This window comes from Sulfitobacter noctilucicola (genome assembly GCF_000622385.1).
Classification (GTDB): domain Bacteria; phylum Pseudomonadota; class Alphaproteobacteria; order Rhodobacterales; family Rhodobacteraceae; genus Sulfitobacter; species Sulfitobacter noctilucicola.
The window spans coordinates 1715987-1738127 of sequence record NZ_JASD01000008.1; the positions used below are offsets into that span (position 1 = coordinate 1715987).

Sequence of the window (22141 nt, forward strand, 5' to 3'; positions counted from 1 at the left end):
TTGTATTTGGGGTGGCTATGACGCCACTCCTTCTCTCTGTGCAGCGCCTTTTGGCACTACGGTCAGTGATATATCAGCCGCCTCAAGCATGGCCGCTGTGCGGTCTTCTAAGCCTTCGTCAGTGATGATTGTGTCGATACGCTCAAGCGGGCAAAGCACGAGGCTTGAGCGATTTTTGAATTTGGAACTGTCGACCAAAACGATCAGCTCTTCGGCTTGTCCGATCAGCTTGTGTTCCGCCTGTATCAGCAGCGGGTCTTGCTCCATCAGGCCAAGCGGGCCGATGCCTTGTGCGCCCATAAACATCCGTTTCGCATAGAAATTGCGGGTCACGTCGTTCTCGAATGGGGACAGGATGATGTTTTGCTCGCGGTAGATAATGCCGCCGGACAGCATCACGGTGTTTGTCGTGTTCTTGAGCAAATGCTCGGCAATCGGGAAGGAGTTGGTAAATACCTGCATGCGCCGCGAGGCCAGCGGGTGCACCATCTGGAATGTCGTTGTCCCGCCGTTGATAATGATCGGCTCTCCGTCATCGCACATTTCAACCGCCGCTGCGGCAATGGCTTGTTTCTCGGCGATGTTAAGCGTTTCGTTGACCGAAAAGGGACGTCCTGCCAGCCCTACAAAAGGCTTAGTGGTGAGCGCTTCTGCGCCGCCACGTACACGGCGCAGCCGCTTTTGCTCGTCCATCGTGTTGATGTCACGACGTATCGTCGCCTCGGACGCGCCGGTAAGGGCGCATAGGTCGGTCACTGTCACAAGTGAGCGGTCCTGTACGGCGGAGAGGATAACGCGGTGGCGGTCTTTCTCGTGCATGGGTGGTCCTTTCGTTCGGTCAAAGTGGGATGAGTCGCGGCAATCTGTCAATCACTAAATTGCACAATCAATCATGCTGCGGCGCAGAATGATTGATTCTGACTGAAAATGATTGACTTGATTTTTAACTCCCGTCAGCTTGGCGCTAACAAATTGCTTTTAACTTGCCCCCGATGGAGACACAGATGACATCTTCCGAAACACCGCAGGTCCTTGAAAATAAATGGGATAATGCTTTGGCCGACACTATGAGCGAGCCGGAGAAGCTGCTGTATCGTTCAAATCTGTTGGGGTCCGACAAGCGAATCACAAATTATGGCGGCGGCAACACGTCTGCCAAGGTGATGCAAAAAGATCCGTTGACAGGCGACATGGTCGAAGTGCTTTGGGTCAAAGGGTCGGGCGGGGATGTAGGCTCCATCAAGATGGATGGGTTTTCCACGCTCTATATGGACAAGCTGAACGCCTTGCGCGGCATTTATCGCGGGGTGAAGTTTGAGGACGAGATGGTCGGCTATCTGCCCCATTGCACGTTTAACCTGAACCCACGTGCGGCCTCGATTGATACGCCGCTGCATGCCTATGTGCCGTGCAAACATGTCGATCACATGCACCCCGATGCTATTATTGCGATTGCAGCGGCCAAAGACAGCAAGGCGCTCACGCAACAGATATTTGGAGAAAGTATCGGTTGGTTGCCATGGAAAAAGCCTGGGTATGAATTGGGGCTGTGGCTGTCTGACTTTTGCGAAAAGAATCCTGATGCAAAGGGCGTTGTGCTGGAGAGCCACGGCTTGTTTACATGGGCGGATGACGCCAAGGAGTGCTACGAGCTGACCCTTGAAATTATTCAAAAAGCAATGGACTGGTTCGCCGCTCAGACCGCAGGCAAAGATGCCTTTGGCGGCGCTGTTCATCAAAGGCTGCCGGCGCAGGCGCGCCGCGCTACAGCGGCACGATTGATGCCTGCCATTCGCGGCTTTGTCTCTGGCCAGCAGCATATGGTCGGGCATTTCACCGACAGCGATGCGGTGCTGGAATTTGTGAACGCCAAGGATATGGAGCGTTTGGCTGCACTCGGCACATCGTGCCCCGATCATTTCCTGCGCACAAAAATCTGCCCTTTGGTCGTGGATTTTGACCCCGCTAAGCCGGATGTCGATGCGACCATTGCAGGCCTGTCCGACGCGATTGCCGAATATCGCGTGGGCTATCAGGCCTATTATGACCGCTGCAAAAGGGACGATAGTCCGGCGATCCGCGACCCGAACGCAGTTGTGTACCTGATCCCCGGCGTGGGCATGATCACATTTGCCAAGGACAAAGCCACCGCGCGCATCTCGGGCGAGTTCTACGTGAACGCAATCAACGTGATGCGCGGGGCCGATGCCGTGTCCGAGTATCAGGGTCTGGCCGAACAAGAGGCTTTCGATATCGAATACTGGCTTTTGGAAGAGGCCAAGCTACAACGCATGCCCGCGCCCAAATCAATGGCGGGCCGAGTGGCGCTGGTCACGGGCGGGGCAGGCGGCATTGGTGCTGCCACTGCAGAACGCTACTTGCGAGAAGGGGCTTGTGTTATGCTGGCCGACATTGATGATGCTGCGCTGACAGAAACCCTCGAGGGGCTTAGCGCCAAATATTCCGCCGATGTTGTGCGCAGTGTGAACATGAATGTGACGGATGAAGCCGCAGTCGCCGAAGCCTATAGCGCCATTGCGGCGGAATTCGGCGGCATCGACATTCTTGTCAGTAACGCAGGCATCGCAAGTTCCGCCACGATCGAAGAGACCAGCCTTGATTTGTGGAACAAGAACATGTCGATCCTTTCGACCGGCTATTTTCTGGTGAGCCGCGAGGCCTTCAAGCTGTTCAAGCTGCAGGAGATGGGCGGCGCGGTTGTTTTTGTTGCGTCCAAAAATGGCTTGGCCGCATCACCCAATGCATCGGCCTATTGCACCGCCAAGGCGTCTGAAATCCACCTTGCCCGCTGCTTGGCCCTTGAAGGGGCACCCATGGGGGTGCGGGTGAATGTTGTGAATCCTGATGCGGTGCTGAAGGGCAGCAAGATCTGGCAGGGTGAATGGCTCGACCAGCGCGCGGGCACCTATGGTACAGACAAGGATGGGCTGGAAGAAATGTACCGCGAACGCTCTATGCTGAAACGCTCTGTGCTGCCCGAGGATATCGCCGAGGCGGCCTATTTCTTGGCCTCTGACCTCTCTGCGAAATCGACGGGCAATATTATTAACGTCGATGCTGGCAACAAGGAGGCGTTCACGCGCTAAGCGTGAACGGGGAGGATCAATCATGAGCTATGACAGCGCGAAAGCCGCCTTTGCCGATTGGGGCGTGGACGCCGAAGCAGCCCTTGCGAAGCTGGCAGAGATTCCGATCTCTATGCATTGCTGGCAAGGCGATGACGTTGTGGGGTTTGAGAAGAAATCCGGTAGTTCTGGAGGCGGTATTCAGGCCACAGGCAATCACCCCGGTCGCGCCCGTACACCAGATGAGCTGCGTGCGGATCTGGAGTTTTCATATAGCATGATACCGGGCAACCACCGTCTGAATTTACATGCCTGCTATCTAGACACAGACCAGAACCCTGACCGCGACGAGATCGAATTCAACCATTTCGCACCGTGGGTGGACTGGGCTAAAGACCAGGGGTTGGGCCTCGATTTCAATCCGACATTCTTTGCCCATGCCAAGGCCGATGATAACCTCACGCTGAGCCATCCTGACGCAGGCATTCGTGATTTCTGGATCGAGCACGGCAAACGCTCCCGCGATATCGCGGCGCAAATGGGTAGAGTGCTTGGATCGCCTGTTGTCAACAACGTCTGGGTGCCCGACGGGTATAAAGACACGCCCGTAGACCGCTTTGCGCCACGCAAGAGGCTGGAGCTGTCGCTTAATGCGATGATGGGCATGCCCCATGACAAAGCGCAGATGCTGGACGCTGTGGAAAGCAAACTGTTCGGCATCGGGGTAGAGGCATGCACGGTCGGCAGCCACGAATTCTATATGGGGTATGCGATCCGGAACCATACGCTCTTGTGTCTTGATATGGGGCACTTTCACCCCACGGAAAACGTCGCAGACAAGCTGACATCGGTCGCTCTTTCGGTGGATGAAATTCTGTTGCATGTAAGCCGCCCGATGCGTTGGGACAGTGACCATGTGATCCTTCTCGACGACAAGATTATGCAAATGGCGCAGGAGCTTGTGAGCGCAGACCTGTTGGACCGGACACATATCGGTCTCGACTTTTTTGACGCAACGATCAGCCGTACGGCCGCTTGGGTTATTGGCACGCGCAACATGCAAAAGGCGCTACTGCGGGCGCTACTGGCACCGTGGGAGCAACTCAAATCAGCTGAAAATCAGCTCAATTTCACCACCCGTCTCGTGGTGACGGAAGAGATCAAGGATCTCCCCTATGGCGTTGTTTGGGAGGAGTTCTGCAACCGGAAGAGCGTAGCAACGGGTAAGACCCTCGCGGACGAACTTGTCCGATATCAAGCAAGCGTTGAGGCGCGCAGTTAGCGATCAGTGTAGGAAATACTGACTGATCAAGCGTGCAGGTTACAGCCGCTGTGGCGGTATATACTTGCAGTCATCGACCAAAGTTGGAACGCTGCGCCCTTCACCAATGGCGGTGACCTGCCCCCCATTGGTCCCTCGTTTATAATGAGAGTATGCGGGTTTACGGATTTCGGCTGTCTGAGATTGCCGTAGTTCGAATAGCGGCTATGGGCCGTCCGTGTCGAGCAACATAAGGGAGGAAACCTGATGGGGTGGATGGCTCCTGCTCCAATCGGCGTCGCAATGCGCCATACTGCAGATGTCCATATCTGCTTATAGGACGAGCCACCCAATGCAAGTTATCACAACCGGCCTTGATCTGGACAAGAACGTTTTTCAGGTTCATGGCATTACAGAAGACGAAGAGGTTGTCTTCAACCGACCTTTGAGACTGGCGCAGATGTTGCCTTTCTTCTCCAACATCGAACCTTGCCTGATTGTGTCCGTCGTCAGAGTTTTTGGGTCCAGAGGCCGCGTAATCTAGGCGGGAGTCTGGCTCATCAATTTGGTTGCATTATGCGGCGTGCTTGCGGTGATGCAAGCGCCGCGCCTTGAGCGTGTTTCGTTTGATCCTTTCTCTTTGGTTTAGAATGGCTTGTGAGCGTCCGAAGTAGACATCGGACGGCGTGACGTTGTTCAGGCTCTCATGATAACGCTGGTGATTATAGTGATCGACGAAGGCTTCGATCTGCGCTTCAAGATCGCCGGGCAAGAAGTAGTTTTCCAGCAGGATACGGTTCTTCAGGGTTTGATGCCAGCGCTCAATCTTGCCCTAGGTTTGGGGATGATACGGAGCACCGCGTGAGTGCTTCATTCCCTTGTCCTGCAGCCATTCGGCCAAATCGCCAGAGACGTAGCTGGATGCGTTGTCACTCAGCAGACGCGGCTTGTGAACGACATGAACTTGGTCGCAGCCTGATGCCTGCAAAGCCAGTTCCAGCCAGTCCGTCACATCCTCTGCCCTCATGTTCGTGCAGAGCTTCCACGAGATGATGTAGCGGCTGTAATCGTCCAGGATTGTGCTGAGATAGAACCAGCCCCAGCCCAGAACTATTAGGTAAGTGAAGTCCGTCTGCCAAAGTTGGTTGATGGCTGTGGTTTTGTCTTTGGACTCGTTGGCGACCTTGATCACGATGAAGGCCGGGCTGGTGATCAGATCATGCGCCTTCAACACACGATAAACCGAAGTCTCTGATACAAAGTAACTTTCTGTATCCGTGAACGTCACCGCCAGCTCTCGCGGCGAAAGCTCTGTTTCCTTCAGCGCCAGCTTGACGACCTTGCGCCGCACTTCGTCCGGGATTCGGTTCCAGGCATACTTTGGCTTGGGAGATTGGTCTCTTAATCCAGCCTCACCACGCTGCAGATACCTGTCATACCAACGGTAGAATGTGGTGCGGGGAACACCGAGCTTCGCCAATGTTTGGCGGGCCGACAGATGACTTTCTTCGACCAGCCGGATGATCTCCAGTTTCTCAGATGCAGCGTACCTCATTCGTGGTTGTCCCCATCTCCCAGCATGCCTTTTTTGAGCAAGCGAAGTTCGAGCGTTTGTTCTGCCACAACTTCCTTCAGGTCTCGGGCCTCACGACGCAGATCCTTCACCTCGTCGGTGTTGGCCGCGCGGGCCGTGTCGCCTGCCAGCCGCTTCTTCCCAGCTTCCATGAAGTCCTTAAACCATTTGTAGTAAACCCCCTCACGGCGGCACAGCTCTGCAATGCTTTCCTCGCCACGCAGGCCCGCCAAGACGATGCGGATTTTCTCTTCAGCTGAATACTGTTTACGCGTGGCGCGTTTGATGTCTTTGACGATCTTCTCGCCAGGGCTCTCGGTTATCTTTCTCATCGTCCACTCCTCAGTGGTTACGATGAGCCAGAAACACTCTCTTATCAAATTGCCCTATTTGGACCCATAAGTGCTCACGTCAGACAGTCTTTTGCATTTCATGAAACGCAATCTTGCGCATTTTTTCTAAGGAAGGGTCGATTACCTTCAAATTTTTTGGTGCATGATGCATCATTATTGTTGATGCGCTAGATAATCTCTGTAACAGTTCACCTCATGATGCGAGGGATTGCACGAAGCGCCCGGCGGATCCGCTATAGAAAAAGGAACAGCAGATGAAAGCATTCTTCGATGAGCGCCAACTGGGCCATGCGCCTTCGTTCTATTTTCGACGTGGCGCTGCCATGCCGCATCAGGAACAGCCTCAACGGGCAGAGATATTGCGTGACATGTTGCTGCGTGAAGGGTTCGAGGTTGCTGCGCCGCAAGATCACGGCCTGGACCCGATTAAAGCGATCCACAATCCCGATTACGTTGACTTTTTGCCCGATGCCCACGCCCGTTTTGTTGAAAGCGCCGGGGAGGATGCGCTGGCAATACCCACAATGCACCCTGGCCGGCGTCGCGGTAAGGAACCGGCCGATATTCACGGGCAATTAGGCTGGTGGATGACGGATACGTCAACACCGCTGACCGAAGGTTCCTGGGATGCGGCGTATTGGTCGGCGCAAACGGCAATTGAGGCCGCCGAAGAGATCTTAAGCGGTGAACGCGCGGCCTATGCGCTGTGTCGCCCGCCGGGGCACCACGCGATGCGCGATTGCTCTAACGGGTTTTGTTTCTTTAACAACGCCTGCATTGCCGCAAACTACTTGCGCCAGAAATTCAACAAGGTCGCGCTGATCGACATTGACGTGCACACAGGAAACGGGTCGCTGGATATTTTGTACGAACGGGGTGATATCTTCTTTTGTTCATTACATCCCGATCCCGCAAATTACCCTACATTTTACCTCGGCCATGCGGACGAGACAGGCGAGGGTGAAGGTGCCGGAAAGTCACTGAACATCTTGCTTGAGATGGGCGCGGATGAAGCAGCGGTACTAGAGGCGTTGGATCGAGGGATCGCAGCCATCAGCGACTTTGGTGCCGAAGCGCTTGTTGTCTCGCTAGGGTTTGACATGGCCGCGGACGATCCCTTGGCGGGCGTCGCGGTGCATGCAAAAGGCTTTGGCCAGATGGCCGACCGCCTTGCTGCTATGAGTCTGCCGACTGTGCTGGTGCAAGAGGGCGGATACCTTGGCCCTTCGCTTGATGACAATGCGCAATCCTTTCTCACGTCCTTTCGCGCGGCCCTAAAGTGAGGGCACTCACCGTCGGTGGGACGGCGGCGTACCGGAGTGATCCCTGATGATAAGGGCTGCGGGAAAATCCGACCTTCATTCTGAACTGTTGAGCCATGATGCCCCCGACATCAGCGCCGCGCGCGCGGCAGAAATCGCGCGTGATGTTTTTGGTGTTGCCGGTACGGTCAAATGTCTGACGGCGGAAAAGGATGCGAACTTTTGCATCCGGCCTGATGGCGGTAATCCCCTACTGCTGAAAATCAGCAATGCTGCGGAGGCGCGCGGCGTGATCGACATGCAGACAGCCGCCTTGATCCACCTTCAGTCGGTGGATCCGTCCTTGCCAGTCCCGCAGGTGTATAACGCCCTAAATGGGAATACCGCGCAGCTCGTCCTTGGCGCAGACGGGCGCGAGCACGTGGTCCGGATGCTCAGCTTTCTTGAAGGTCGTGTTTTAAGCAATGGACCCGTAGCCGACGGAGTGCATCGTGAAATCGGTGCATTGCTGGCGCGGCTCAATGTCGCGATGCGGGGGTTTGCGCATCCATCAGCGGACCATGTGCTGCAATGGGATATCAAGCAGGCATCGCTGTTACGTCCGATGTTGCCCGCGATCCAAGACAGTGACCTGCACAAAAGGCTGACCGCGCTAATTGATCGCTTTGATCTAAAGATCGCGCCGAAACTCAGTCAACAGCGGGCGCAGGTTGTTCATAATGATTTCAATCCGCACAACTTGCTGGTTAATGATATAGGCGCGCCGTATTTGTCAGGCATTATCGACTTTGGCGATATGGTCCACACGCATATCGCCTGCGACCTGGCGGTGGCCTGTGCCTATCAGATTGCGCATGGCGCAGAGCCGCTATTTCATATCGCGCAGATCCTGCGCGGGTATTCTTCGGTTCTGTCGCTGGAAGAACCTGAAATTGACCTGCTGCCCGAACTAATATGCCTGCGCCACGCGACGACCCTCATCATCGGGGCGATGCGCGCGAAACGCTATCCAGAAAACGCAGCCTATATCCTGCGCAATTCAAACAACGCGCTGCATGGATTGGCCGCAATGGATCTGCTGGGAATTGAGGCGGCGCGAGATGTGTTGCACCGCGCAGCACAGCCAAACGAACGGAGTGAGCCAAAATGAGCATGGCAAATGCGTATAACGCCGACCAAGACACGACGTTGGGCGCGCAGGATGCGGCGTTGATTGCGCGCCGTACCGCCGCACTTGGTCCGGCGTATCGGTTGTTCTACCAAGAACCGCTCCATCTGGTGCGCGGCGAAGGGGTTTGGCTTTGGGATACATCTGGCAAGGAGTATCTGGATGCTTATAACAACGTTGCTTCGGTCGGTCATTGCCACCCCAAGGTTGTCAAGGCCATCAGCGGACAGTTAGGTATCCTGAACACTCACACGCGATATCTGCATGACAGTGTGGTCACTTATGCCGAGCGGCTGTTGTCGACGATGCCGGCAGAACTGGCCCATGCCATGTTCACCTGTACAGGGTCGGAAGCCAACGATCTGGCACTGCGCATTGCGCGGTCTTACACCAAACGCGAAGGTATTATCGTCACTAAGTATGCCTATCACGGCGTCACGGAAGCAGTATCGCAACTGTCTCCTTCGCTTGGCGCTTATGGAACTGAAACGCCACGTGTGGCGATGATCCCTGCGCCGGATGGGGCTGGGACGTCAGCGGGGGAAGAGGGTGCCAAGTTTGCCGCAGAGCTTGCCAAAGCGATTGCAGCGTTGCGTGCGACGGGGATCGAACCGGCAGCATTGATTGTTGATACCGTATTTTCAAGCGACGGTCTGTTTACCGATCCAGTGGGTTTTTTGGAACCAGCCGCAGATCTTATCCGCGCGGAAGGAGGGCTCTTTATTGCCGATGAGGTGCAGGCCGGATTTGGGCGAACCGGCGACGCTATGTGGGGATTTCAGCGGCACGGGCTGATCCCCGATTTGGTGAGCATGGGCAAACCGATGGGTAACGGCTTTCCAGTGGCTGGCGTCGCGATGCGCCCTGACTTGATTGCTGAATTTGGCACCAAAGCGCGCTATTTCAATACATTCGGCGGCAACCCTGTGGCTGCGGCTGCAGGCATGGCGGTTCTAGACGTTTTACGGGATGAAGGGTTGCTGGAGAATTCAAAACAAATTGGCGGGTTTCTAAAGGCCGAACTGGAAACACTTTGCGCAAAGCGGAATGATGTTGCTGCTGTCCGTGGGGCCGGATTGTTTCTGGCTGTGGACATCGCATCGCAGGACGGCGAATGCACGCTGGATGCCGCGCGTGCCATCGCCGTGGTCAACCACATGCGCGCGAACGGCGTTTTGATCAGTGCGACCGGTCCGCATGCCAGTACTTTGAAAATTCGACCGCCGCTCGTGTTACAAAAGGACCAAGCATGCCAGCTACTGACTGCAATCAGTGACGCATTTGATGCTACGGCATAACCAAGATTGGACATGGATCAAATGACACCGCTCGAAACGGGGCAGCGTACGCTTCTTTTGACAGGGGCCAGCCGGGGTATTGGCCATGCAACGGCCAAGAAGTTTTTAAATGAAGGTTGGCGGGTGATCGGATGTTCGCGCCAGCCATTTTCAGGAGAATGCCCCTGGCCTGGTGGCTCGGATGACCACATTCAGGTCGATCTGAGCGATCCTCAAAACACCATGGAAGCTGTAAACGAGGTTAAACAAAAGCTGAATGGCAGCCCCTTGCATGCTTTGGTAAACAACGCAGGAATTTCCCCCAAAGGCCCTGAGGGCGAGCGGTTGAGCACGCTGGACACCGATTTGCGGGCCTGGGGCGAGGTGTTCCATGTTAATTTCTTTGCGTCGGTTGTTCTCGCGCGCGGACTTCAGAACGAATTGTCGAGCGGCAAGGGCGCGATCGTGAACGTTACCTCAATTGCCGGTTCGCGCGTGCATCCGTTTGCAGGGGCCGCATATGCAACATCAAAAGCGGCGTTGGCTGCATTGACCCGTGAAATGGCACATGACTTTGGTCCGCTTGGCGTGCGGGTAAATGCCATCGCCCCCGGCGAGGTTGAAACCAGCATCCTGAGCGAGGGAACAGACAGGATCGTGGCCAAATTGCCAATGCGGCGTTTGGGGCAACCAAGCGAAGTCGCAAACACCATCTTCTTTTTGTGCACAGAACAGAGTTCTTACGTGTCAGGCGCGGAGATCGAAGTGAACGGCGCGCAGCATGTCTAATATCCGGCTGCCGTGTTTACCGCAGTGGAGGGGCGCTCCCCCGCAGATAGTTCGCGCACCGAACGGTCCAGCGCCTGGGCGACGGCAGAAGGTGAGGTAACGGATGCTTCGTGCGGGGTGATGACAATTTTGGGATGGCCCCAGAAGGGGTGGTCTTTGGGCAAGGGTTCGACACGGAAAACATCAAGGGACGCGCCGGAGAGCTGGCCCGAGTCAAGGGCATGAAGCAGATCATCTTCAACAAGATGCTGACCGCGCGCGAGTTGGATCAGTGCCGCACCTTTTGGCATTGCGTCAAACAAATCAGAGTTGAGGATGTCGAGCGTGGCGTCGGTCATGGGCAGAATATTGATCAAGATATCAGAGCGTGCCGCAACCTGCTGTATGGCGCCAGGGCCAGCGATGCGGGAGACACCATCTTCGCTGGTGCCCGCTGTGCGGGTGGCAACAACCACGTTGAACCCCAAAGCACCAACCGCGGCTGCAATCGTGCGCCCCATCAGCCCATAGCCTAATATCCCGACAGTAATTGTCGACGGTGGTCGCAGTGTTTTCAGGCTGATACGCTCCCAATCTTTGTTAGCCTGCGCAGCCAGATAACATCCCATATGGCGGTGATGCCAGACCACATTCCAGACGGCAAATCCTGCCATGACTGCAGCTTGTTCGTGATCGTGGACCCGCGTAACAACCGCCGATTCCGGTAGACCCGGGGTGCGCAGTACGCCATCAACACCAGCTGCGATAACTTGAACCAATTCGATGTTGGGATAGGCCTCAAACGCGTCGTCCGTCGGTTGCCAAACAAGCGCAAAGCGGATGCGGGCAGGGTCCGGCACATCCTCGGGGCGGTACATCCGAATGTTTGGAAGAGCGTCCATTTCGCTGCCAAAAAGTTCCGGCAGATCCAACTTTGAGCATAGATAGACGCCTTCCATCACTTCTGTACTGAGCTGGCTTTGTGAACCACTCATCGTGCGGCCTCCCTTTGCGCAGCGAGCGCCCGTTCATGATCCTTGCCCGGAATCGCATCCAGCAATGATTTAGTGTAGTCCGTTTGCGGTGCGCCGAGTACCTGGGCAGAAGGGCCGAATTCTACCATTTTGCCGCGTTGCATGACGATAATCCGGTCACATACCTGCGCGGCCACACGCAGATCGTGCGTAATAAAGATCATCGACAGGTTCAGTTGTGACTTGAGGTCGGCCAGCAGGTCAAGGATTTGCGCCTGAATAGAAACATCAAGGGCTGAAACGGCCTCATCCGCGACGATCACCTCGGGATTGAGTGCAAGTGCGCGGGCGATGCCGACACGCTGACGCTGTCCGCCCGAAAACTCATGCGGGAACCGTTCAATCGCCGTTGGATCAAGACCGACAAGCGTCAACAGCTCTTGGGCACGTGTGCGCGCGGTTTGTTTGTCGTCGCCATATGCGATCAGCCCGTCGGTCAGGATCGTGCCGATGCGCGCACGCGGGTTGAGAGATGAGTATGGATCCTGAAACACCATCTGAATTCGTCGACGGTGCTGGTGCAGGGCCTCGCCTTTAATCTTGGAAATGTCTTGGCCACCAATTTCGACAACACCCTTTTGAGGATTTAATAGCCGCACGAGGCACCGTCCCAGTGTCGATTTACCGGATCCGCTTTCGCCGACAATGCCGATCGTTTCGCCCTTGAACAGATCGAAAGTAGCATTTTGAACTGCATCCACCCGCCGTGGTTTGACAAAAAAACCTGAGGTGCGGCTGGTGAAAGTCATGCTGAGGTCGCGCACGCTGAGGATCGGCACTTCGTCCTCCGGGCTTTGTTTGCCCTGGTGAAACGACAGCCCCGGGATCGCATCAAGCAGCGCGCGGGTGTAAGGGTGCTCGGGGTTGAGCAGCACGTCATCCGCCGCGCCGGCCTCGACGACTTTGCCTGTTTGCATCACGATCACACGATCCGCGATATCCGCCACCACGCCAAAATCATGGGTGATGAACAGCACCGCCATGCCGTGATTTTTCCGCAGCTCTTCGATCAAGTCGAGGATCTGCGCCTGCGTGGTCACATCCAATGCAGTCGTTGGTTCATCTGCAATCAGGATCTTGGGCTCAAGCGCCAGCGCCATCGCAATCACGACACGTTGGCGTTGCCCGCCCGACAGTTGAAACGGATAGGCGCGAATTGTTGTTTCCGGGTCAGGCAGGCCGACCTCGTGCAAGAGTTCCAATGCACGCTTGCGCCGCTCGGGCGGGGTGAGCAGATTGTGCGCTTCGAACACTTCAGCGATCTGGTCACCAATGCGCATCAACGGGTTCAACGCACTCAGAGGTTCTTGAAAGATCATTGCGATATCACGACCGCGCAGGGCGATCATCTCTCGCTCCTCCAGGGTCAGGATATCCTGACCCTGGAACCTGATGCTGCCACCAGCAGCTGTAACACCTTCGGGCAGCAGACCCATCAGGGCATTGGCTGACATCGACTTGCCAGAGCCGCTTTCGCCCACGATGCACAGGATTTCACCCGCGTCCAGCGTAAAGGAAACGTCCTCGACCGCCAACGCACGGTCGGCCCCGGAAGGCAGCGCAATGTTAAGGCTCTCGATTTGCAGTAAGCTCATGATGTTCGCCTCCGAAGGCGTGGATTGAGCGCGTCGTTCAAGCCCTCGCCAATTAGATTGAGGGAAAGAACCGTCAGGACGATGGCAATGCCGGGGATGAAGCTGAGCCACCATGCGGTGCGCAATACTGTTCGTGCGGCCCCGATCATATAACCCCAGGACATCACATTCGGATCGCCCAGCCCCAGAAAGCTGAGCGAGCTTTCAAGCAGAATGGCGGTCGCTACCATCAAGGACGCAAGAACAATGATGGGGGGCAGTGCGTTGGGCAACACTTGGCGCAGGATGATGCGCAGGTCGCTTTGCCCCGACAATCGGGCTGCCTCAACAAATTCGCGACTGCGCAGCGATAGGACCTCGCCGCGCACAAGGCGGGCAACAGGCGGCCAGCTGACGATGGCAATCGCAAGGATCACATACCCGAGTGAGGGTTGAAAGATGGCAAGCAGAACGATCGCCAAGGCAAAGCTGGGGATCGTTTGAAAGAATTCGGTGAAGCGCATCAGCGCATCATCGACCATTCCTGCATAATACCCTGCCAAAGCCCCGATCGGGATGCCAATCGCCAAGGCCACTACCGTAGAGACAAGTCCCACCAATAGCGAAACACGTGCACCATGGAAAAGCCCGGATAGCACATCGCGCCCCAAGGCATCTGTGCCGAGCAGCAGTCCTTCGGTTGAAAACGGCGGCAGAAACGGGCGCTGAACCATTGACCAAGGGCTGCGGGGAAACAGGATCGGCGCGGCAGCGGCGCAAATGATGACAATAGTCAAAATGACCAAGCCTATGACAGCGCCACGATTTTGGCGAAAGCGGGACCAGAATACGCTCATGACGTCAACCTGATGCGAGGATCAACGATACTATAAAGAATATCTGTGATCAGATTAAACAGCAGCACCATCGCTGCAGAGATAAAGAAGACGCCAAGGATCACGTTGTAATCGCGTTGGTTGATCGCCTCAAACATTAGCCGCCCGATGCCCGGCCAGGCAAAGACCGTTTCAGTCAGCACAGCACCACCAACAATTTGTCCCGCTTGCAAGCCGGCTAGTGTTATCACTGGCAGCAGGGCATTGCGCAGGATGTGACGCCGTTGGATGAGTGAATTGCGCAGGCCCTTGGCACGGGCTGTTTTTACAAAATCTAGGCGCGAGACCTCAAGCATGGAGGCACGGGTCATGCGCATGTAAATGGCGGTAAAGAACAGGCCCAAAGTACCCGCAGGTAAGATCAGGTGTTTCCCAATATCCAGAACGCGTTCGAAACCAGTATAGTTTGCGCCAATGGTTTCGTACCCGAATCCTGGCAACCATCCCAGAAAGACAGAGAACACCAAGGACGCCATCAACGCGACCCAGAACAATGGCGTGGCATAAAATAATAAAGCGACACTCGAGATCAGTGTATCCCACCACGTTCCCTGCGCTTGCGCAGCCAACACGCCAGCGACCACCCCGACTACGATTGAGATTAGAAAGGCCGTTGATGTTAACAGCAATGTGGCAGGCAACCGGTCCCAAATAAGCTCGGCCACGGGCATTTGCTGGCGATAGGAATATCCCAGATCAAGCTGTATGGCCCCCTTCACATAAGTCCAAAGCTGAACGGAAAAGGGTTGATCCAGACCAAAACGCTCTTGTAGGTCCATCAAAAATTTTTCATCTGCCGCACCTGCTTCGCCAGCCATAACCGCGGCGGGATCACCCGGCGCAGCGTGGATCAACACGAAATTGAGAACGAGGATCGCGAGCAGAATAAAGACGGCTTTTACAAGCCGTGCCGCGGTGAAGCGTAACACGATAGCGACCTTTCGGTACCTGGAGGAAAGAGGGGATCACCGCGCCAATCTGTCGGCACGATGATCGTTCGCGGATGGCGTTAGCGGTCAAGCCATGCGTCACGCATGCCATCGTTGACGCCGATCGCCGTGCTGATCGGATTTTTCAAATCGCAGCGGTAGATCGTGGGAAAGGCAAGCTCCAGCATCCATGCGACAGGAACATCATCAACGATGATATTTTGCGCCTTGGTATACATCTCTTGACGGGTCGCATCATCGGCCTGAATGGCGGCCTCCGCAAACAGGGTATCGACCTCTTCGTTCACGTATCCCGACACGTTGTTCCAGGGGCTGCCCTTTGCAATGTTGCTGGAAATATAGGTACGCGCTACGCCCAATGCCGGATCGCCGTATTGGTACAGATAGGTAAAGGCCATGTCGAATTCCCAATCGGAGACCTTTTGGTTCCAACCGGCAACATCCGTTGCCACGATGTCGACCTTGATGCCGATATCTGACAGATTCTGGCGTGTGGCCTCTGCCCAACGTTGCCATGTTTCGCCATAGGGCAAAGGCAGCAGGCGCAGCGTTTCACCGTTATAATCAGACGCCGCCAGATATTCCTTGGCCTTCTCAGGGTCAAAGGAAATGTCAGGTGTATTTGCCTCGTGGAAGCGCGTGACGGAGCTGACCGGCCCTTTTGCGACTTTGCCGTTGCCGTTCCACAGGGCGTCACGGGCAAACTCACGATCCAGTGCGTACATCACAGCCTTGCGCAGGTTTTTGTCCTGCATCGGACCTTCGTGCATGTTCAGCCACATCCATGAATGAGGTCCAAAGAACTCCCAGCCCTCATCTGTTGAGCACACGTTGTCCATTGCCATCAGGCGCGGGATGTCAAAATTTTCAACCGAACCACCAGGGAGAAGGTCAACCTTGCCGGTTTCGAAAGCAACAGAGCGAGAAGCGGCATCCGGGATCACCTGATAGTAAATCTCGTCGAGATAGGGCTTACCTTCCATGTAGTAGTCTTCGTTTTTGACCAGATGGATATAGCTACCGCGCTGCCACTCCTCGAATTTGAATGGGCCGGTCCCGATCGGCGTATTGTTCGCGGGGTTATTCGCGTAATCCGTGCCCTCGTAGATATGTTTGGGAACAATGGGCATTGTGCCGGCTTCAAAGATGCCGAGAAACGGCCCAAACGGTTGGTTCAAAGTGAACACAACGGTTTTATCATCCGGTGCTTCGATTCTTGCTACATGCACGAGTGATGCGCGCAGCCGTGCATGGGTTTCGCGCAGGAAAACATCGACCGAGAAAACAACATCCGCAGATGTGAACGGCGTGCCATCGTGCCAAACGGCATTATCTTGCAGGGTGAAAGTATAGGTGAGGCCGTCTTCGGACTTGGTCCATTCCTTTGCCAGTGACGGCATCGGGCCCAGATCGCTGTCATAGCGCAAAAGGCTCTCGTAAATCTGGCCTGCGACCATTTGGGTCGGGCCGTTCTGGATCAGCCCCAGCATGAGCCCTGGTGGTTCAGGTTGGATAACCGCGTTAAGCGTGCCGCCCTGTTTGGGGGTGTCCTGCGCAGCCAGCGCCGATGCCATGGCGACCGCCGCGGCGGATGCTAAAAATCGAAGTGCCTTCATAGTGTATCTCCCTGGAGATGGGTTGCGATTTTCCGCCCTGCTTATTGTGCAAGGTCGGGGTAGTGTTTGAGTGCGAGGCGCAGATAGGCCTCCCACTCGGGGTCTGGAACGTCTGGGTTGCCGCGATCGCGCGTCATGCTTTCGTATTGGCTCGCCGTATGTTCGGCGAGCTCCTCGGACACGTGGTTCAGCGCGGCACCAGACGAAAGAAGTGCGACCTGTGCTTTGCAGGTCCGCTCAAGGTTGAACATGAGGGCAAAAGCCTCTCCGACGGTGCCGCCACAGGTCAACAGCCCGTGATTGCGCAGGATCATCACATTGCGCGTACCGAGATCGGCGACCAGACGTTCGCGTTCGCTCAGATCAAGGGCAATGCCTTCGTAGTCGTGGAAGGCGACGCGGTTATGGAACTGCATAGCCCATTGGTTGAGCGGCAGTATCCCCTGCGCCATCGAGGAAACGGAAACGCCCGCTACGGTATGGGTGTGTAAGACACAGCCAACCTCGGGACGGGCGGCATGCACGGCACTGTGAATGGTAAAGCCGGCCTTGTTGATCCCTTTGCCGAACGTGTCCTGGATGATTGTCCCGTCCAGATCTACGGTCACAAGGTTGGAGGCGGTCACTTCGTCGAACCGCAAGCCAAAAGGATTGATAAGAAAGCCATGCTCGGCTTCTGACGCTGGAGCCCGCGCCGAGATGTGTGTAAATATACTGTCATCTAACCCAAAGTGAGCAATAAGCCTGTAGGCGGCGGCCAGGTGCAGGCGCTCTGTCGGGATGTCGGAAATGGCGTCGGCTTTCATATTCACCTAAATATCTATGGCTCAGACGCGCATTAATACTGGGCGTATTCGTCGCCTGCCTTGGCGTCGGAGCGGTTTGTTCAGTTATCTTGAGAACGAGGCTAGCACCGGGTTATCAAACCACAAAATAGAACAGGGTTATGCCAGATATAGTGGAGGTAAATGTAATGATCATCCAAATGCTTCCCTAAGCGCACATGTGCACTTTAAGTGGGCATACCAATAATTTCTTTCGCGACGGACAAGAACATTTTCTCTGAGAGATTGAAGTGGCGGGCAGGGTCGGAAATGAAAAACATGTCCGCATAGAGTTGGGCCCTGGGCAATTTGATATGCCAAAGCGTCTCCTCTTCAATCTCACGTTGCACTGCGTGCACGGGGAGCACACCGATCCCCAGGCCCGCGGTGATCATCCTGCACACTTCGTTAAAATCCCCACTGGTGCCAGCGATCGTACGTCCAAGGCTCGCCCCATCCCGCAGTGCCATCATAGGCTCGGGCGCGCGCCCTTCAGCGTCGCAAGAAAACGAAATGAATGGGACATCCCTTAGTTCGTCCATGGTGATATTCTGACGGCCGAACAATGGGTGTTCCAGGCCGCAGAAGACACCATACTGAGCCCGAAGACAGAGTTGGCATTCAAGGCGCGACAAAGGCTGGGTCATCAGGCAAATCCCGAAGGGTACGACACCAGAGATAACGTTCTGGAGTATTGTCGGGCTTGATGCGATCTGTATGTCGATGACAACCGAGGGATGTCGTTGATGCATGAGCCGCAAGATTTCATCCACAACGTCACTGCGTACGCCGGTCACAATTTGCAGGTGCACCTTTCCGACAAGATCGGACTGCAATGTCTTGAGTTTCTCTTCGGCACGCAGTGCCGCTTCGTACATGCGCTCCACCTCGCAAAAAAGAACTTCACCCGCCGCAGTAAGTTCGAACTCACGTTGACCGCGCTGTACCAACTGCTGGCCCAACTTCTTTTCCAACCGCATCAGGGATGCACTGACCGAAGGTTGGCTAAGGCCTTGTGCCTTGGCCGCATGGGTGACACCGCCTTCGTTGCCGATAAAGTAGAAACTGCGCAGCAAACCCCAGTTGTCCAAACTTTCGAAGCCTGGCAAGCTATGGTTGATCTCTTTGCTCATTCTCCGGCAACCGCGCCACGAAATTCTGTATTTAACGCTTCAATCTGGTCCAGCATCGCGGACTTCGCGACTAGTATGTCCGAGCGAATCGCATCCCGTGCACGGGCGGGTTCGCGCGTTTCCATTGCGCGCACGACTTCATAGTGCATTAAGTTCAAATCGGGTGGGTTTGTGTCATAATAACATGCGACAAGCGGCCCCATTTGTAACCACAATCCCCTGAGGATCTTCTGTAAGTTTGGCATGTTGGCAATATCACTTAAAGCAAGGTGAAATTCCTGATTGCCCTCTGTCGCGGTTGAGTAGTTATTGTTCGCAATGGCGCGATCATTGCGTTCCAATAATTTGAGAAGTGCCTTTATGTGGCTGGATTCAGCCCGCTCCGTGGCCCGTTCAGCGGCAAGCCCCTCAAGATGCAAACGGATATCTAGAATTTCCAGATAGGTCTCTGCCTGCATCACCGGTACACGCACATCTTTCGGCGAGCGTTGCTCAAGCACACCCTCTTGGGTCAGCTGTTTGACCGCGTCGCGGGTCGGTGTGGTGCTCACGCCAAGTTGTTCGGCGAGTCCACGAATGGTCAGCTTGTCGTTAGGGCGCATGCGGCCGGTCAACAAAGCCTTTGCGATACGTCCGTATACTTGATCACCAAGACTGGTTCGTCCCAGTATTTCGAAAGGATCAGACACTGCTTGTCTCCGCTCTTAATATCAAATCTGATGCATGGTGCATCAAAAATGCTTGTCAAGCCAAGAGCCAAGGGGCTAGCAAAAGGGTATTGGACCGGATTCCTGCGGAACTGTGATGAATTTCTCGATAAAAGGTTAGAAACTATGAACCTGCGCCCTAATTCCGACGAAGCCCGCGACGTTGCATATCATCTGCATGGGTATACGAATGCACGAGCGCATGGGGATCGCGGCCCCATTATCGTTGACCGGGGGGAGGGCATCCATGTCTTCGATTCCAACGGCAAACGCTATATCGAAGGCATGGCCGGACTGTGGAGTGTTGCCCTGGGGTTTGACGAAACGCGATTGATGGACGCGGCCTTCGCGCAGATGGAAAAGCTGCCGTTCTCCCACACATTCTCCCACCGCACCCACGGCCCTGCCATTGATCTGGCTGAAAAACTGATTTCGATTTCACCTGTACCGATGAGCAAGGTATTCTTTACCAATTCGGGGTCAGAGGCAAATGATACGATCGTCAAAATGATCTGGTATCGGTCCAACGCCTTGGGGCTGCACGATAAGAAAAAGATCATATCGCGGCTCGGTGGATACCATGGTGTGACGGTCGCGGCGGCGTCCATGACGGGGCTGCCTACCAACCATAAGTCTTTCGATCTGCCGATCGACGGGTTTCTGCATACCACCTCTCCGCACTATTACCGCGAAGGGCGCGACGCGGAGAGCGAAACAGAATTCGCTACGCGATGCGCAGATGACTTGGACGCAATGATTCAGGCCGAAGGGCCTGATACAATAGCTGCATTCATTGCCGAGCCGGTGATGGGGGCAGGCGGTGTTGTCGTGCCCCCCGCGACGTACTGGGAAAAAATTCAAGCAGTCCTTGCAAAGTACGACATTTTGTTGATCGCGGACGAGGTCATTTGCGCGTTTGGCAGGACAGGCAATATGTTCGGATCAACGACTTTCGGTATCAAACCGGACATCATCACGATGTCGAAACAACTTACCTCGTCCTATTTTCCCTTCTCCGCTTTCATGATGAACGACCGTGTTTATGAGCCTATCGCAGACGAAAGCAACAACATTGGAGTTTTGGGTCACGGCTATACCGGGGGCGGGCACCCCGTGGGCGCTGCGGTCGCGCTGGAAAACCTCAAGATCATCGAAGAGCGTGATCTGGTGGCAAATGCCGCTGCCCGCGGTAACGAGCTTTTGGCTGGTTTGGCGCATTTCGAGGATCATCCACTGGTCGGAAACGTCAGGGGCGTTGGGTTGATCGCAGCGCTTGAGGTGATTGCGCCTGATGGAAGAACAGATGATTTTCCAGTAGGCCAACTGGGGGCGAAAATGAGTGCAATTATGCTGAAAAACGGGCTGGTTTCTCGGAATATGGGTGATGCATTGGCCTTCTGTCCTCCATTGATCATCAACTCTGCCGAGGTGAAGAAAATTCTGCATATTGTCGAGAAAAGTTTGGATGAGCTATCGGTAGCTGTAAGGCCCGATTTGTATCAAAATGCATAGCGGATCAGTAAAGGCATGCTTAGGTTCTGGATCTGTCACAAATATTTTGAGGTTTTTAAATCAGCAACCATTGGATGCAGTTATTCTGTGAGCGCTGCAAACTGCTTGAATGGTGAGACCCCGTTTTGACCAAGTTGGCCCTTGCGGATCATATGGGCTGTTTCAATTCCGGCCAGCGTGGATGCTGCCGAATGCAGCGCCTTGAATCTAATAATAGGCCGGGTAATTCTTTTGATGAAACGGTGGTCCTGTTCAACGACATTGTTGAGATACTTGGGCTGGACAATCATGATAGTCTTTCCAGAACCGGTGAACTTGAATATTACGTTTAGACTTTGAAAGCTGAGCAGGCCCACTTGAGTGGTCCAGATTGAAAGTCAGTGCATAATCGGCCTTTGGTCCATCAGTACGATGGCCTCAGGCGCAGGTGGGCGATAGCCCAGAGCACTATGGGGTCGTTTGGTGTTGTAGTGTTTCCTCCATCGTTCGATGATGATTTCGGCTTCACGCAGATCCATCAAACCACGATGCCAAAGACCCCAACCAAGGATAAGAAATGCTATTTATTGCAGCCACGTTGTTGTTCCTTGTCGGACTGATGCACAGCCTCCTAGGCGAGAAAAACCTCATTCGCCCATTGCTGGCCAAAGAAAATTTTCCCGTTGTCTTAGGCAGCTAACGCAACGGGCGATTGACGCTTTGGTTCGGATGGCATGCCCTAACGTTATTCTGGTGGGCGCAAGCTTATGTCTTGATGCAGATGACTGTTGATATCGATACTGCGGCCCGAACGACGATGATCTCACTTTCAATTGCGTGCGTTGCGCTTGGGCTCGTGGCACTTCTTGTCTCTAAGGGAAACCACGTGTCATGGGTCTTCTTCTTGCCGTTGGCGGCCATCCTCGCGTGGAAAGTTTCAACTCTCACGACCTAAAACGCGCGACTTTAACGGCCCTTCGGCTGGTCATTACGAATGGCTGGAAATCCCGCACACCGGACCTCTGTGCAAAGTGCAGCGAAGGTCTCCTCTCCGCCCTTGGCGTCGATCGACATGAACAGCCCATACCGGCCATTCGAGCTTGGCAAAATTCAACATGCCGCCTTCCCAAAAGTTGCCGTTCGTGCGGGACGCAGCATTTCGGCGTGA

General features: G+C 54.9%; 16 protein-coding genes and 4 pseudogenes. 8 read left to right on the forward strand and 12 right to left on the reverse strand.

Annotation, left to right across the window (positions count from 1 at the left end):
- Positions 1-15: 15 nt before the first annotated feature.
- A complete protein-coding gene (locus Z946_RS0112065; RefSeq protein ID WP_025055991.1) occupies positions 16-819 on the reverse strand; it encodes a DeoR/GlpR family DNA-binding transcription regulator in 804 nt (267 codons plus the stop codon).
- Positions 820-1004: 185 nt separating this feature from the next.
- On the opposite strand from Z946_RS0112065, the gene Z946_RS0112070 reads away from it, so the two are divergent.
- The 3 genes and pseudogenes from Z946_RS0112070 to Z946_RS20675 all read left to right on the forward strand — a co-directional run.
- Positions 1005-3107: a bifunctional rhamnulose-1-phosphate aldolase/short-chain dehydrogenase gene (locus tag Z946_RS0112070; RefSeq protein ID WP_025055992.1), complete on the forward strand. Its 2103-nt coding sequence runs from the start codon at positions 1005-1007 to the stop codon at positions 3105-3107.
- Between the two features lie 22 nt (positions 3108-3129).
- Positions 3130-4368: an L-rhamnose isomerase gene (locus Z946_RS0112075; RefSeq protein ID WP_025055993.1), complete on the forward strand. Its 1239-nt coding sequence runs from the start codon at positions 3130-3132 to the stop codon at positions 4366-4368.
- Between the two features lie 331 nt (positions 4369-4699).
- Positions 4700-4846: pseudogene (locus Z946_RS20675) on the forward strand (IS110 family transposase); the annotation flags it as partial.
- A 75-nt stretch (positions 4847-4921) separates the two neighbouring features.
- Here Z946_RS20675 and Z946_RS20680 read toward each other — a convergent pair.
- Positions 4922-6252 (reverse strand): annotated as a pseudogene (locus Z946_RS20680) (IS3 family transposase).
- A 275-nt stretch (positions 6253-6527) separates the two neighbouring features.
- Here Z946_RS20680 and Z946_RS0112100 point away from each other — a divergent pair.
- From Z946_RS0112100 to Z946_RS0112115, 4 genes are all read left to right on the forward strand, one after another.
- Entirely contained in the window at positions 6528-7556 is a 1029-nt protein-coding gene (locus Z946_RS0112100) for a histone deacetylase family protein (protein ID WP_025055996.1), read from the forward strand.
- Between the two features lie 88 nt (positions 7557-7644).
- Positions 7645-8685 (forward strand): phosphotransferase, encoded by a 1041-nt coding sequence (locus Z946_RS0112105; protein WP_160170280.1) that lies wholly within the window; start codon positions 7645-7647, stop codon positions 8683-8685.
- Positions 8682-10001, forward strand: a complete 1320-nt coding sequence (locus tag Z946_RS0112110) for an aspartate aminotransferase family protein (protein ID WP_025055998.1) — start codon at positions 8682-8684, stop codon at positions 9999-10001. Before Z946_RS0112105 ends, Z946_RS0112110 begins: the two co-directional genes overlap by 4 nt.
- A 12-nt stretch (positions 10002-10013) precedes the next feature.
- Complete coding sequence (locus Z946_RS0112115; RefSeq protein ID WP_025055999.1) at positions 10014-10769, forward strand: SDR family NAD(P)-dependent oxidoreductase; 756 nt, start codon at positions 10014-10016, stop codon at positions 10767-10769.
- Here Z946_RS0112115 and Z946_RS0112120 read toward each other — a convergent pair.
- The 8 genes from Z946_RS0112120 to Z946_RS0112155 form a co-directional block, all read right to left on the reverse strand.
- Positions 10766-11743 (reverse strand): NAD(P)-dependent oxidoreductase, encoded by a 978-nt coding sequence (locus Z946_RS0112120; RefSeq protein WP_025056000.1) that lies wholly within the window; start codon positions 11741-11743, stop codon positions 10766-10768. The genes Z946_RS0112115 and Z946_RS0112120 overlap by 4 nt on opposite strands.
- Complete coding sequence (locus Z946_RS0112125; protein WP_025056001.1) at positions 11740-13377, reverse strand: ABC transporter ATP-binding protein; 1638 nt, start codon at positions 13375-13377, stop codon at positions 11740-11742. The genes Z946_RS0112120 and Z946_RS0112125 overlap by 4 nt, the downstream gene beginning before the upstream one ends.
- Positions 13374-14213, reverse strand: coding sequence for an ABC transporter permease (locus Z946_RS0112130; protein ID WP_025056002.1), 840 nt, complete (start codon positions 14211-14213; stop codon positions 13374-13376). Before Z946_RS0112130 ends, Z946_RS0112125 begins: the two co-directional genes overlap by 4 nt.
- Entirely contained in the window at positions 14210-15181 is a 972-nt protein-coding gene (locus Z946_RS0112135) for an ABC transporter permease (RefSeq protein WP_025056003.1), read from the reverse strand. Before Z946_RS0112135 ends, Z946_RS0112130 begins: the two co-directional genes overlap by 4 nt.
- 80 nt (positions 15182-15261) lie before the next feature.
- Positions 15262-16818, reverse strand: a complete 1557-nt coding sequence (locus Z946_RS0112140; RefSeq protein WP_025056004.1) for an ABC transporter substrate-binding protein — start codon at positions 16816-16818, stop codon at positions 15262-15264.
- Positions 16819-16859: 41 nt separating this feature from the next.
- Positions 16860-17624, reverse strand: a complete 765-nt coding sequence (locus Z946_RS0112145) for a class II aldolase/adducin family protein (protein ID WP_025056005.1) — start codon at positions 17622-17624, stop codon at positions 16860-16862.
- 206 nt (positions 17625-17830) lie between these two features.
- Positions 17831-18775 (reverse strand): LysR family transcriptional regulator, encoded by a 945-nt coding sequence (locus tag Z946_RS0112150; RefSeq protein ID WP_052836097.1) that lies wholly within the window; start codon positions 18773-18775, stop codon positions 17831-17833.
- Positions 18772-19464, reverse strand: coding sequence for a GntR family transcriptional regulator (locus Z946_RS0112155; protein WP_025056007.1), 693 nt, complete (start codon positions 19462-19464; stop codon positions 18772-18774). The genes Z946_RS0112150 and Z946_RS0112155 overlap by 4 nt, the downstream gene beginning before the upstream one ends.
- Before the next feature lie 144 nt (positions 19465-19608).
- On the opposite strand from Z946_RS0112155, the gene Z946_RS0112160 reads away from it, so the two are divergent.
- On the forward strand, positions 19609-20994 hold the full coding sequence (locus Z946_RS0112160) for an aspartate aminotransferase family protein (RefSeq protein WP_025056008.1): 1386 nt from the start codon (positions 19609-19611) through the stop codon (positions 20992-20994).
- Between the two features lie 80 nt (positions 20995-21074).
- Here the strand turns inward: Z946_RS0112160 and Z946_RS20685 are convergent.
- Positions 21075-21326: pseudogene (locus Z946_RS20685) on the reverse strand (DDE-type integrase/transposase/recombinase); the annotation flags it as partial.
- Positions 21327-21371: 45 nt separating this feature from the next.
- A pseudogene (locus Z946_RS21405) lies at positions 21372-21506 on the reverse strand (integrase core domain-containing protein); the annotation flags it as partial.
- Between the last annotated feature and the right edge of the window lie 635 nt (positions 21507-22141).